The following is a 13,141-nucleotide window of genomic DNA, read 5'->3' as shown; positions in this document are numbered from 1 at the left end:
TTAACCGGGGAGATAGGCCCGGTTGATTCTTACTCTGGGTTACTAAATATTCCGCTATTTTTCCGTATTCATTGCTTTGCTCTGTGTCAGAAAAATTGTCTAATACCAGTAAGCCGAATCTTCAGCTTACCGTTTCAACCGCTCCTTGAGAGGAAACCCCAACTTTATAACTTAAAAACCAAATGAAGGTAAATTAGGGCTTAGAAGAAAATAACAGAATAGTTTATTTTTAAGTAATAAAAAAGGTTGACAAATTAGTTGATAATTGTTAAAGTTGTTTTTAAGTAGATAGTAAATAAATGTCATGAAGGGGTAAAGTAGATTTAATTAGTCTCCTCAGCGAACCAGGGGCGGTGGGAGCCTGGTGAGAACGGTTAAATTGAAGTTCACCCCGGAACTGCAGGCTGAATGCTCATAGAGTCTAGTAGGCCGGGCCGGAGACTTCCGCCGTTAAAAGGAAGGGGGTATCGGAAAAAGTTTTTTTCCCGTACCTTGAAAGAGTGACTTCGGATCAATATCCGGGGTAAATAGGGTGGTACCGCGAGGCCATTACATCCCGTCCCTTAGTGGGGCGGGATGTTTTAATTTATTTAAGGGGGTTTTTCTATGTATCAAACTGAAATGCTGAGTGAAGTCCATGCGCACGGTAGTAATGTAGGGCACGTATTATCAAGTTTATCTAACAGGCAGCCTGTGCGGTTATTAGCATCCGTGCCGGAAGTGCAGGTCACCAAAGGCGTGGGGCAAATTAGCAGCATAGACTGTACAGAAAAAATGGCGGCGGCGTTGCAAGCGGGGGACCGCATCGTACTAGGCAAAGGGGACAACAGGGTATACACCATCGGTACCGTTATGGGAAATGCAGGGGACAATGCTATCTCTATTAGGTATGATATTTTTAACCATGTGGGCGTAGCGGTTGAGCATTCGGACCAAGGTTACCGGATTCTTAGCCAAGAGGAATTTGATATGATCATCATTAAATTAGTCAGAGGTTATTAATAATATTTATATTCGTATTCCAAGAGCATGGACTAAACTATAATATATATTTTTTGTTATTATTCAGGTGGTCAGAATATTGAAGGTGGAAGCAATGGGGACGGTTCTCCTGCTTCCTTTTTTTTTGCATGCCTGTTTTAATAAAAATAGCCAAGATGGGCTTGATAAAAATAAATTTATATCGCCAAGATATACGGCAAAGTCAAGAACAGAACTATATAGCGCAAACAGTCCGGTAAATGGTACGTCGATAATGGCGGCAAAATAGCGACAATACCCCCAAATTTTGACCTATGAACCGTACCTAACATATGTAGTGTTAAAATTCACATATGTAAATTTTAGCACTAAAACCATATAAAAACGGGAGGTGGTCAATCAAATAACTAATTGAGTAAACCTCTGAATAATTATTTACACCGAATTTGGGGAACCAATAACATGGGGTGAGTTGTTAAAAACAAGGGCTATCTTTCGTCTGATCTGCCCAGCTAACCTCGCAGGTGTGGAAAGCGAGCATGGACATGACAAAATTCTGGACATTAATTTTTACGTTTGCGCTAGGTGCTATCTTGTTTGGGGTGACTGGGCCGGCCTACGCGGATACGTATTATACCGTGCAGCCTGGTGATACGCTATGGAGAATCTCGAGGCAGTATGGTGTTTCGGTGGAGCAAATCCAAAAATCAAACGCTGTTTACACAACCTTGATATTCCCCGGTCAAAAGTTGCTCATATCAAGCAGTACTCCGGTTAGTCAGACGGCAGAGGTATCCCGGGGGACAAGCCGTACTGAAATACTACTGGATTATGCTAAATCATTCACAGGTGTACCCTACGTTTATGGTGGACAAACGCCCGCAGGATTTGATTGTTCCGGGTATGTCAAATATGTCTTCAACCATTTGGGTATTAATTTACCCCGCACTGCAGCAGAACAATTCTACAGGGGGGCCAAGGTATCCGCCCAGGAAGCAAAGCCCGGTGATATCGTAGCTTTCAGTAGCGGTGGTTATATTAATCACACCGGTATCTACTTTGGAGGTGGTCAATTCATTAGCTCCACATCCAGCCGCGGTGTGGAGACCGCTTCTGTACACAGTGCGTACTGGGGTACTCACTTTTATGGTTACAGCAGGATAATACCATAGCTTGTAAAAATCAACTAATATAATAACCCTTGAAGCGATTATTCTGCTTCAAGGGTTTTTTAAACCTTGGAGGCGCTTTGGATCATGTAGGTTTTACCTATCGTTTAATTGCGCCCATTTTATTTTGCAATCTGTTGACCGTCGCTTCGGTAAAGACAGCCGTCCGCAGGCAATTATACTTACCCACGGGCACTCGCGGCATTCTTATATTAGATTATCTCGCCCTGCTTGCTGCACTGGCAATGTAGTTACAACAGCAAAAGGCGTTACTAACATGTTTTTGATTTGTAAGACTTGTTTACCTCGCGGCAGGATAAAGCTTATACGTGCAAGAAATATAAAATTGTTGCAGCCCACCATATAAAACTATAACATTACAGGAGAAAGCTGACATATTCAAAAAATGAATTAGGCAAACAAAAGGATACTATTAATCGCATAACATGATTAATCTATTATATTAGGGCTGGTTTTTATAAAACTATTTTTGCATAAACAAAACTAACCAACAAATCGCTGGAGTGAATGATCATGGAAAGAGCCCGGGTACTGTTGAAAAAATATTACGGTTATAGATACTTTCGGGTAGGCCAGGAGAAAATTATCAGCAATATTTTTGGTGGGCGAGATACGTTGGTGGTAATGCCCACCGGCGGAGGTAAATCCATTTGTTACCAGGTACCGGCCTTAGCGTTGCCAGGTATTACACTTGTTATATCACCATTGATATCGCTGATGAAAGACCAGGTGGATGCATTAATCAATCAGGGCATACCGGCCGTATTTATTAATAGTACGCTGGCCTACCGTGATGCTGTCAAACGTATGCATGACCTGGCCCGGGGCTCTTACAAACTGCTGTATATAGCACCGGAACGGCTGGAGTCAGATTCCTTTCTGGAGCTTATTTACCAGCTTAATGTTTCCCTGGTGGCCGTGGATGAAGCGCACTGCGTTTCCCAATGGGGTCATGACTTCAGGCCCAGCTATCTGGCTATTGCCAGGCTGATCAATGGTTTTGCCACCCGGCCGGTGGTGGCCGCTTTTACAGCCACCGCCACGGAGGCAGTGAGGCGGGATATCATTGAACAACTGGGCCTGCTAAATCCCTTAATCCACATTGGAGGGTTCGATCGTCCTAATTTATACCTGCAAGTGAATAAAGGTGAAGACAAAAAAAACTTCTTGCTTCAATACCTGAGCCAGAATGAGGGGCGTTCAGGCATTATCTATGCTGCCACGCGCAAGGAAGCGGACAGCCTGTACGACTTTTTACAGGCTAAAGGGTTTTCCGTCGGCAAGTATCATGCCGGGCTGAGCGATAGGGAGCGCAACCGGGCTCAGGACGACTTTATCCATGACAACATTCAGGTAATTATAGCAACCAACGCATTTGGTATGGGTATCGATAAATCTAATGTGCGCTTTGTAATCCATCACAATATGCCCAAGAACATGGAGGCTTACTACCAGGAGGCCGGCCGGGCCGGGCGTGACGGTGAGTCTGGTGAATGTATACTTTTATACAGCCCGCAGGATATCCAGGTGCAAAAAAGACTAATTGAACTTAATGAATCGACCCCGGAGCGCAGGGAGGCCGATTATCGCAAATTACAGGCTATGATTGGTTATTGCCATACGCCGCAATGTTTACGCCGGTATATCTTAACTTATTTTGGCGACGCGGAAGCTGCCGATACGTGTAGTAACTGCTTCAACTGCAGCGGTGATTGTGAGCTGGTGGATATCACTGTGCAAACGCAAAAAATTTTATCATGCTTGTGGCGCATGCGGGAACAATACGGCATAACAATGGTGGCCGGTGTTTTGAAAGGTTCACGGAATAAAAAGGTACAGCAGCTGGGATTTGATCGTTTATCCACCTATGGATTGTTAAGCAATTATACCATCCAGGAAATTAAAGATATGATTAACATGCTCATAGCCGAGGGTTATATTGCCATGACTCAGGGTGAGTACCCTGTGCTTAAGTTAAAGGAAAATGCTTACCCGGTACTGAAAGGCCAGGCCAGTGTGTACCAAAAAGTGCGCCGGGAAAAACAAGCCCGGGTTGACGACAACCTTTTCCAGGTGCTGCGCCGGCTGCGTAAGGATATTGCAGTTCGGGAAAAACTGCCGCCATATATGATATTCTCCGACAAGACGCTGCAGGATATGAGCCGGTGCTGCCCGGTGGATGAACAGGCACTGCTGGCTGTCAGTGGGGTGGGGGAATTCAAGTTGCAACGCTACGGCGCAGAATTTTTGCAAGAAATACGGCGTTATTTGGAAGAGGGCGGAGTCGTGGATTATCCCAATGTTGAACGTGGAATATGATTAATCGAACTTGAAAGTGAGGTTGCAAATAATGTCTAAAGGCTATATTGAGAGTCACACCCATGCCGGTATGATACCCTATGCGGGTTTTCAGGCTATGGCGGATAAAGGGATCAACAAAGCGATGAGCTGTGCCATAGTTTTAGCGGCCCGGCATGCGGAAAGCTACTTTGACCATTTCAGGATGATCGAAGGATTTTACAGAAAGCTGGCTGCATCCTTTGGCATTGAGCTTTTTTCAGCGGTGGGCGTACACCCGGCCGGTATCCCGGACGATTGGCCCAGGGTGATTGAGAGTTTACCCGATTTTATCAGCAGTGACACTGTGGTGGCCATCGGGGAAGTGGGCATGAACCAGAATTCAACTCTGGAAAAAGATGTGCTGCGGGCTCAGCTGGAGGTGGCCAAAAGCTGCAATGTACCGGCAATTATCCATACCCCCAAGGAAAACCGGCCTGCTGTGGTGGATGAAATGTTAAATATCGCCGGGCGTGTGGGCGTAGATCCCACCCTGCTGGTTATTGACCATGCCCATCTGGACATCATCGGGCAAATTAATGATTTTGGCGCTGTACCGGGGTTGACCATGCGGGTACAGAACCTGACTGCTGATGTGCTGGTGGAACACTTGGATCTTTTCGCCCGGGGCATGATGAACAGCGATTACAGCAATATTATGCCCAATGATCCTGCTGGTTTCGTCGATGCGGTAGAATATATGCAAGCCAGGCAGGTTGATGAAAATATAATCAATGCACTGGCCAGGGATAATGCCGCGCGGTTGTATCACATATAAATAAGTTTAAGCCGAAAGGGGTGAAGCCTGATCGGGGGAAGCCAGCTTGATGCTCAACAATTTTAATTCAGCTGGGTTCTTTTACGGGCGAAGTATGAAGCGTGTAATGTTATTAATGGTTGTTATTGCTATGCTTATGGTGGGTTGCTCGTCAAACAAAGATTATGTTAATGATCCCAATGTGCTTACCGAGCAAGATGTCAGGAATGCAGTTACTGAACTTATTAATGGCATCAACAGCGGTAATATGGAAACTGTCCAAAAGTATGTGGGTGTCGCCACACCTATTGCTGAAAAGCTGATTGATCAGCTCAAAGGCAACATCAAACTGCATAATGTGCGGGATATATCTGTTCAGGGTACCACTGCCCAGGCTACCGTTACTTTGGAAGTTGTGCCTTTAGATGTGCAAAAAGATATAACGTTGAGCTTTAATGCTACGGATGTATTGTTATTAAATAATCCGCTGGGGTTATTGTCCATACTGTTGCAGTAGCCGCTGGGCAAAAGTGGTCGGTTAGCCGGTTGTGGTGGTTGGCTACTTAATCACCTTGCAATCTATGGACAATATAACATAAATGTGCTAGTATTGATAATATAATCAAATAGTAAGTTTATTACTCGGGTGCCCCAAACACACCAAAAACCAGGTGCCATGGGGATAATAGGGAACCAGGTGAAAGTCCTGGACGGTCCGGCCACTGTAAATGGCGAGCCTCCTTTTAATTGCCACCGGCGTAACCGGGAAGGCTAAAGGCGGGCGGTGAACCATAAGTCAGGAGACCTACCCGGGTTACACACATAGTTAACCTCCCACGGAGAGGGTTGGTGTGGATACCTTTGCAGCCGTATCAAAGTGCTTTTATTACGGTATTGTAAAAGATAAGCCTTAGCTAACGTGGGAGCTAAGGCTTTTATTATTTGTGATTAGTTGAATATCTTTGGCATCTCCGGAATTAGCATTACACGTCCAGGGATATTTTATCACCAAATATAACAGGTGCTGTGGCTCGAGAAGCGCACAGCTTAAATTCGGCTACATTTTATGCTGTGTAGGCATGGTAACCCAAAAATACTTGGGGCCGCATATCCAAATCAGCAAACCGGGCCTGTTCAAGCGCACCGCTGATAGTTTTATTAGGGGGTGGTTGAACTGTGGTTTGCATGCGGTCGCCTTAACTTTTAAGCCCCCGCTAATACCAGGGGGCTTTTGTGCACTGGGAGTGATTTTACTTGATACTGGTTTTGCAGGGTACAAGCGACGGTGGAATGATAACTCAAACTTTGACGGGGCAGGGCTACCGGGTGGTTGCTATAGCCTCTACGGATTATGGCCGTGAACTGGCTGTGCAATACGGGGCCACCCTGGTGGAAAACGAGCTGCCGTCTGAAACAGAGGTGTGGCTGAAGCAGTTGGGGGTGCGGGCCGTGGTTGATGCCAGGCACCCTTTTGGTGAAATGACTGATGACAGGCTGGCTCAACACTGCCAGGCAATGGATATTATTTACCTGCATATTGGTAGGGATGAGATTAATATAACCTGTCACGAACTGGTCCACCCGGTGAATTCAATGCCCGAGGCCGCTATAAAGGCCGCCGGTTTGGGAAAGACAATTTTTTTAACGACGGGAAGTCATGATCTAGAGTACTTTGTTGCACTGCAAAAAACGCATAACATTCGTCTGGTGGTGAGAGTGCTGCCAGAACACAGGGTTGTAAAAAAATGCCAGGACATGGGTATTCATACCAGGAACATCGTGGCCATGCAGGGGCCCTTTTCCAAACAAATCAATAAAGCACTGTTTAAAATGTACCGTGCCGCAGTGGTGGTTACCAAAGATAGCGGCCGGGCCGGCGGTACTGATACCAAAATTGAAGCCGCCCTGTCCTTAAAGATACCAGTGGTGATTGTCAAACGCCCAAGCGTCATTGCCCGGCGGGAATATAACTGGGAGGAAGCTGTGCGGGTAATCAACCGGAAGCTGCCTTTTCATGGACGGTAACAGCACTATTTTGCAGTTGACCAAAGTTTTATAGCGATTATAGTCAGGTTCTAAAATGAAAGGAATTTCTTTATTCATACATTAGAAGAAGGTGTGCATTATTGAAAAAAACATTATTGCCTTTAATTAATCTTAAATATAGCACTTTAGCGCTTTTATATAGCCTGCTGGTGGTGCTGGCGGTACCCGAAAATGCCTATGCTATGCACATCATGGAAGGTTACTTACCTTCAACATGGTGCGCGATATGGTATTTATTAACGCTGCCCTTTTTTATTCTGGGTCTGGTTTCCATTAACAAAACCGTTGGGCTGAATCCAAAAATGAAGATGCTCATTGCCTTTGCCGGGGCGTTTGCTTTTGCGCTGTCCGCTCTTAAACTTCCCTCGGTGACGGGCAGCTGTTCGCATCCCACGGGTGTTGGACTGGGTGCTATATTGTTCGGGCCGGCCGTTATGGCGGTGTTGGGCAGCATTGTGCTGCTGTTTCAGGCACTGCTGCTGGCCCACGGCGGCATTACCACCCTGGGTGCCAACGCCTTTTCTATGGCCGTGGTCGGCCCGTTTGTGGCCTACGGCGTTTATAAACTGTGCCGCCGGTTGCGCACCCCACTGTGGCTGGCTGTTTTTTCGGGTGCTGCGCTGGGCGATCTGCTAACTTACCTTACTACTTCATTGCAGCTGGCCCTGGCCATACCCGACGCTACCGGGGGGATACCGGCCTCCTTTACTAAGTTTGCAGCTATTTTTGCCTTTACGCAAATTCCCTTGGCTGTCAGTGAAGGGTTGCTTACCGTACTAATTTTTAATTTGCTGTATACCTACAGCCAGAATGAGCTTGTTGAGCTGGCCATTATCCCGGAGCATTTGCAAGGGGAGGTGCGTTAGCTCGTGAAAAACAGTATGCTGCGTAATAATATACTGCTGCTTGCTTTGGTGGTCGCCCTGGTCGTGGTACCGCTGGTAATGGTAAACGGCGCGGAATTTGGGGGGGCCGACGGGCAGGCGGAGGAAGTTATTGCGGAAATTAATCCCGATTACCGCCCCTGGTTTTCCTCCATCTGGGAACCACCCAGCGGAGAAATAGAAAGCCTCCTATTTGCCCTGCAAGGGGCGCTGGGAGCGGGTTTTATAAGTTACTATCTGGGCTATATGAAAGGTAAAAAGAATTCTAAGAGGGATCAATAACCAGTATGTTATTAATTGATCATTTTGCATATAACAACAGGTTTACGCAGGTACACCCGGGTGAAAAAGCACTTTTTTTTGTGTTAACCATGAGTGTTTGCCTGTTTCTGCCATCACTCTCCACTTCCCTGGCCGTCACTCTGCTGATGGCCGGGGTGGTGGTGCTTTTAGCCGGAATTCCCTGGAAGTTTTATGGCAAGCTGCTGTTGGTGCCGGGCTCTTTTCTGATTATTGGTCTGGTTGCAGTGGCGGTTTCCGTAACCCGTGAGCCATGCCAATTTCTTTGGGGTACTTACCTGGGCGACTATGCGGTGGGTATAACCAAAGCAGGCTTGGATACCGCGGTAAATCTGTTTTTCCGCTCATTGGGAGCGGTATCCTGCCTGTATTTTTTGTCCCTTACCACGCCCATGACCGAAATGGTGGGCCTATTGCGTAAACTTCGGGTACCTGCGCTGGTGGTGGAATTAATTACCTTAATCTACCGGCTGATATTCATACTGCTGGAGATGGCCGGGCAAATATATACAGCCCAATCATCACGGCTGGGTTATCGAAGCATGCGTACAGGTTTTACTGCTTTAAGCCAGCTGATACTATCCATGTTTATAAAATCTTATCGGCAATCTCAAAATATGTATGATTCTTTGGTGGCGCGTTGTTATGACGGGCAGCTGCACTTTATAGAAGACAAGCGGAACTGGTCATTGTGCCATGTGCTGGTAATCGTGGCGGTTGAAGCTGTGCTGGCAGCCTGGGCACTGTACGCGGGAGGTATAATGTGAGAAAATACATTATTGAAGCCCGGGAGTTGGTGTATCAATACCCCGACGGCACCAATGCACTTAACGGGTTAACTATGCAAATAAAGGAAGGGCAAAAAGTAGCGGTGCTGGGTGCCAACGGGGCGGGTAAATCCACCTTGTTTTTGCATTTTAACGGTATTTTGCGACCCCGGCAGGGTCAGATTTTATTTGACGGGCGGTCGATGGATTACCGACACCGTTCTTTAGTGGAGCTGCGGAAAAATGTAGCTATCGTATTCCAGGACCCGGACCACCAGCTATTTTCGGCCAGCGTGTTGCAGGATGTCGCCTTCGGACCGCTGAATTTGGGACTGGATAAGAATGTGGCCCTGGCCAAAGCCCGGGAGGCTATGAGACAGACAGAAATTGATACTTTAAGCAGTAAACCAACCCATTTTTTAAGCTACGGGCAAAAAAAGCGGGTATCCATCGCTGGGGTGCTGGCTATGGAGCCCCGGGTGATAATTTTTGATGAGCCTACCGCCTGTTTGGATCCCCGTATGGTGGATAAAACAATGGATTTACTACACCGGTTAAACAAGCAAGGTAAAACACTGGTTATGTCTACCCACGATGTTGACCTGGCCTACAGCTGGGCTGATTATATTTACTTTATTAACGGCGGTCAAGTTGCCGGGGAAGGAACCCCCCGGGAGGTGTTTTTAAACCGGGAACTGCTGGCCGGTTGCGGTCTGAAACAGCCCTGGGTGCTGGAGGTCTACAGGGAGTTAATCGATAGCGGACTGCTTGCCACAACCGCGCCCATGCCCGACAGTAAGGAAACATTGCTAGAGTTAATTAGAAATGCATCCCCGGGTGCCGCCGGTGTTAAAATAAGGGTAGCACAGTAACGATGTAGTTTGGGGTTAAATGATTATGATTGTTAGGTGAAAATATGGAACAATTACGGATAGCCCTGGTTCAGATGAACGCACAATTGGCTCAAACGAAAAACAATTTAAATAAAATAGAAATTTTCACCCGTGATGCGGCTGGTCAAAAAGCAGATATTATTTGCTTTCCCGAATTATGTGTGCAGGGGTACAGCCGGAACTATTCCGGGCCCACCGCTGAGCCCGTTCCCGGACCATCGGCGGGGCGTATTGTGGATATGGCGCGCCGGTACCGCATTGTGGTGCTGGCGGGAGTGGCCGAGACATCGCCCACAGGGAGGCCTTATATTACTCAGCTGGCGGCTTATCCTGACGGAAAATTGCTTAAATACAGGAAAACGCATTTAGGCAACAGCGAAAAACCAAATTTTACAGCGGGTTCGGAGCTGCCGGTTTTCAGCCATGCTAAGACGAAATTTGGTGTACAAGTATGTTGGGATCTGCATTTCCCGGAGGTTACTGCCATTTTATCGCTAAAGGGGGCGGAGGTAATTTTTGCGCCCCATGCCTCACCCACTATAGTGGGGGACCGCCGGGAAATTTGGCTTAAATATATGACCGCCAGGTCTTATGATAATGCGGTGTTTGTCGCGGCCTGCAACCTGGTAGGTGAGGACGGAACCGGGCACGCTTTTTGTGGAGGAGCACTGGTGATTGACCCCAAGGGCAACGTTGTTGCTGAGGCATTCAATAACCGGGAAGAGCTGCTGGTAGCCGACCTTGATCCCGTTGTAATCAATACCATACGGCGCCGGGAGTCCGGTTCCATGCGCCATAGCTTTTACCTGGACGGCCGGCGTCCGGAGTTGTACGGTGAATTGAGCAAAAGAGGTTAAGCCTATTGATTTTCTGGTTAGTGGTCATTATAACGGTTATCTATTCTTTGGTTCGCCTCTTTGTTTAATGCCATAAAAGAAGGGAGTGAAAAATGGTCAGGGGAGTTTGGACTGAACTCGCATCCTAGTTCAGCGCTGCTGTCCAAGGACCAGTTCATTTATGGAAAACAATATCATTGAGACAATTAAAATTACCGCTGTGGGATTAGTTGAAGATGAGCTGTATGAAGTTAAATTTCATTTCAAGCTTAGGGAGAAAGATTACTTCGGTATGCTCAACCTGAAAAGCGGATCTTTTATTTCCAACGCAGTAACTTTAACTGATGAAGAGAACCAGGCGCTGGTGCACTACCTGAGTCACCGGGCCGAGGAATACCTGGAGGAACAGGGCATCACACTGCCGCCTGAATTGAAGTGCCAGTGCCATTAGTAGTTAACAAGATAATCCATTGGGTACGTTAAATAATACTATGTAGGTACTTGTTATAGTATATTAATGAATATGTGTCATTGATTGCCTGGCTTTTAAACACCTTTCCGGCTATTGGTGTCCAATATATGGCACGCCCGGGTGTCCCTTCGGCAAATCATTTTTACATATACCCGCATATAATAAACTAACCCTGTGGTTATGAAAACACTCTGGCAATGGCGCCATGAGAAGGTTTACCTAAAAAAACCTATATCATGGTGCTTTATATTGTGGAGTTAATACCCAGCCACAAATAAAGGGTGCCTGCCGTATTAAGCATTACTGAGTCGGTGGAGGCTTAAAACCTGTAGTGCCGGCACATGCAGCCACCAGGGCTGCCTATCTCCGGTAATTGATGTTAAATACGGGTATTAACCCCTCGCCACAGCTGCGGCAGGTATATGTAATAAAGGGGGAACCTCATTTGTCCAAGGGAAGAATGAAGAAAGTTTTTCCCGGTGGAAACACCAGCCAGGGCTTTTACTCTTTTTATGATTATATTATTGACCAACAAAGCGCTACCCGGATATTCGTCATTAAAGGCGGCCCTGGTGTGGGTAAATCAACTTTTATGCGCAAGATTGCCGAAGAGATGCTGGAACGCGGGTATGATGTAGAGTTCCACTGCTGTTCCTCGGATAACGGTTCACTGGATGGAATTGTTATCCCGGCTATAGGTGTGGCGATGCTGGATGGCACGGCTCCCCATATAGTGGATCCCAAGCACCCCGGAGCAGTTGACAGTATTATCCATTTAGGTGACCACTGGAACGAGCAGGGCATCCGCGCCAATAAGCAGGAGATACTAGCTTGCAACAAGGAGGTTGGCCGACTTTTTAAGCGAGCATATGCTTATTTGGCAGCTGCCAAAATATTTCTCAATGAGGTTAAGCTGTATTATACAGAAACAGGCGCTATTAATGTGGGCAGTTTCGACCGTATGTCACTGAACCTGGTACACGAAATCTTTGAGGGGCAGGAGCGGCAAACCGATAATCCCAAAGCCAGACGATTATTTGCCACCGCCATCACGCCCGACGGCCCGGTGAGCCACCTAGCCACTATTGTGGATCATATTGGCAAGCGATACATTATTGAAGGGGATGACGGAACCGGTAAAAACATTCTGGTGAGCAGGCTGATGGATGCTGCTATGATGCGGGGGTTTAATGTAGAGGCTTACCATTGTGCCCTGGAACCCAAGTTAATTGATCACCTGGTAATACCCGCCCTGGACGTGGCTATCGTTAACTCGGTGGAGCCGCATGATTTCCGTCCCCAAGCCGGTGATGTAGTAATTGATACAATGGAGTGTGTAAACCCCATTCTTAACGAAAAGTATTTAATGGAAAAGACAACGGCCCGTAAAATGTACCGGGAATGCATGGAGCAGGCCATATCATTCCTTTGCCAGGCCAAGGCCACCCATGACGATATGGAAAAATATTATGCACCGTACATGGATTTTGAGGCCATCAATGCCAGACGCGAAAAAACACTTGCCCGGATCCTGGACCTGGCCGCGGAAATCGATGGTATGTCGAAGGTACCGGGTGTTGAAAGGTTGAAAAACTGAAAGCTAAGATTATTGAACACTAAGATTGATGACGTTTGATAAAAATTCCATTCAAAACGGTCCGGTGGGTGTACCACAATG

At 46.8% G+C, this 13,141-nt stretch carries 14 protein-coding genes, 1 pseudogene, 1 riboswitch and 1 other annotated feature; all 15 genes and pseudogenes read left to right on the top strand.

Annotation, left to right across the window (positions count from 1 at the left end; all coding sequences use genetic code 11):
• The first annotated feature begins 295 nt into the window (after positions 1 to 295).
• Positions 296 to 567 (top strand) — a binding site (T-box leader).
• Positions 568 to 606: 39 nt separating this feature from the next.
• The 15 genes and pseudogenes from DESGI_RS11420 to DESGI_RS11355 all read left to right on the top strand — a co-directional run bounded on the left by DESGI_RS11420 (position 607) and on the right by DESGI_RS11355 (position 13,060).
• The gene (locus DESGI_RS11420) at positions 607 to 1,002 is read left to right on the top strand and encodes a hypothetical protein (protein WP_006523053.1); all 396 of its coding nucleotides are present in this window, start codon (positions 607 to 609) and stop codon (positions 1,000 to 1,002) included.
• A 79-nt stretch (positions 1,003 to 1,081) separates the two neighbouring features.
• Positions 1,082 to 1,270 (top strand): hypothetical protein, encoded by a 189-nt coding sequence (locus tag DESGI_RS11415; RefSeq protein WP_041284865.1) that lies wholly within the window; start codon positions 1,082 to 1,084, stop codon positions 1,268 to 1,270.
• A 250-nt stretch (positions 1,271 to 1,520) separates the two neighbouring features.
• Complete coding sequence (locus tag DESGI_RS11410; RefSeq protein ID WP_006523052.1) at positions 1,521 to 2,153, top strand: C40 family peptidase; 633 nt, start codon at positions 1,521 to 1,523, stop codon at positions 2,151 to 2,153.
• 106 nt (positions 2,154 to 2,259) lie between these two features.
• Positions 2,260 to 2,355 (top strand): annotated as a pseudogene (locus DESGI_RS25710) (MBL fold metallo-hydrolase); the annotation flags it as partial.
• 329 nt (positions 2,356 to 2,684) lie between these two features.
• The gene (recQ, locus tag DESGI_RS11405; RefSeq protein WP_006523050.1) at positions 2,685 to 4,490 is read left to right on the top strand and encodes a DNA helicase RecQ; all 1,806 of its coding nucleotides are present in this window, start codon (positions 2,685 to 2,687) and stop codon (positions 4,488 to 4,490) included.
• Between the two features lie 31 nt (positions 4,491 to 4,521).
• On the top strand, positions 4,522 to 5,286 hold the full coding sequence (locus tag DESGI_RS11400) for a TatD family hydrolase (protein ID WP_006523049.1): 765 nt from the start codon (positions 4,522 to 4,524) through the stop codon (positions 5,284 to 5,286).
• Positions 5,287 to 5,335: 49 nt separating this feature from the next.
• The gene (locus tag DESGI_RS11395) at positions 5,336 to 5,782 is read left to right on the top strand and encodes a hypothetical protein (RefSeq protein WP_006523048.1); all 447 of its coding nucleotides are present in this window, start codon (positions 5,336 to 5,338) and stop codon (positions 5,780 to 5,782) included.
• Positions 5,783 to 5,892: 110 nt separating this feature from the next.
• Positions 5,893 to 6,092: riboswitch (cobalamin riboswitch) on the top strand.
• Between the two features lie 427 nt (positions 6,093 to 6,519).
• Complete coding sequence (gene cobK / locus DESGI_RS11390) at positions 6,520 to 7,290, top strand: precorrin-6A reductase (protein ID WP_006523047.1); 771 nt, start codon at positions 6,520 to 6,522, stop codon at positions 7,288 to 7,290.
• A 101-nt stretch (positions 7,291 to 7,391) separates the two neighbouring features.
• Positions 7,392 to 8,177, top strand: coding sequence for an energy-coupling factor ABC transporter permease (locus DESGI_RS11385; RefSeq protein WP_006523046.1), 786 nt, complete (start codon positions 7,392 to 7,394; stop codon positions 8,175 to 8,177).
• Positions 8,178 to 8,192: 15 nt separating this feature from the next.
• Positions 8,193 to 8,477 (top strand): energy-coupling factor ABC transporter substrate-binding protein, encoded by a 285-nt coding sequence (locus DESGI_RS11380; protein ID WP_207638396.1) that lies wholly within the window; start codon positions 8,193 to 8,195, stop codon positions 8,475 to 8,477.
• 5 nt (positions 8,478 to 8,482) lie between these two features.
• A complete protein-coding gene (cbiQ, locus tag DESGI_RS11375; protein ID WP_006523044.1) occupies positions 8,483 to 9,262 on the top strand; it encodes a cobalt ECF transporter T component CbiQ in 780 nt (259 codons plus the stop codon).
• The gene (locus DESGI_RS11370; RefSeq protein ID WP_006523043.1) at positions 9,259 to 10,134 is read left to right on the top strand and encodes an energy-coupling factor ABC transporter ATP-binding protein; all 876 of its coding nucleotides are present in this window, start codon (positions 9,259 to 9,261) and stop codon (positions 10,132 to 10,134) included. The genes cbiQ and DESGI_RS11370 overlap by 4 nt, the downstream gene beginning before the upstream one ends.
• Positions 10,135 to 10,178: 44 nt before the next feature.
• Positions 10,179 to 11,012: a nitrilase family protein gene (locus DESGI_RS11365; protein WP_006523042.1), complete on the top strand. Its 834-nt coding sequence runs from the start codon at positions 10,179 to 10,181 to the stop codon at positions 11,010 to 11,012.
• A gap of 160 nt (positions 11,013 to 11,172) precedes the next feature.
• On the top strand, positions 11,173 to 11,442 hold the full coding sequence (locus DESGI_RS11360) for a hypothetical protein (protein WP_006523041.1): 270 nt from the start codon (positions 11,173 to 11,175) through the stop codon (positions 11,440 to 11,442).
• Positions 11,443 to 11,908: 466 nt separating this feature from the next.
• Positions 11,909 to 13,060, top strand: coding sequence for a PRK06851 family protein (locus DESGI_RS11355; RefSeq protein WP_006523040.1), 1,152 nt, complete (start codon positions 11,909 to 11,911; stop codon positions 13,058 to 13,060).
• The last annotated feature ends 81 nt before the right edge of the window (positions 13,061 to 13,141 follow it).

Source organism: Desulfoscipio gibsoniae DSM 7213 (assembly GCF_000233715.2).
Lineage (GTDB): Bacteria > Bacillota > Desulfotomaculia > Desulfotomaculales > Desulfallaceae > Sporotomaculum > Sporotomaculum gibsoniae.
The sequence above is the reverse complement of the archived record's forward strand: the minus strand, read 5'-3'. Positions and strand labels throughout refer to the sequence as shown.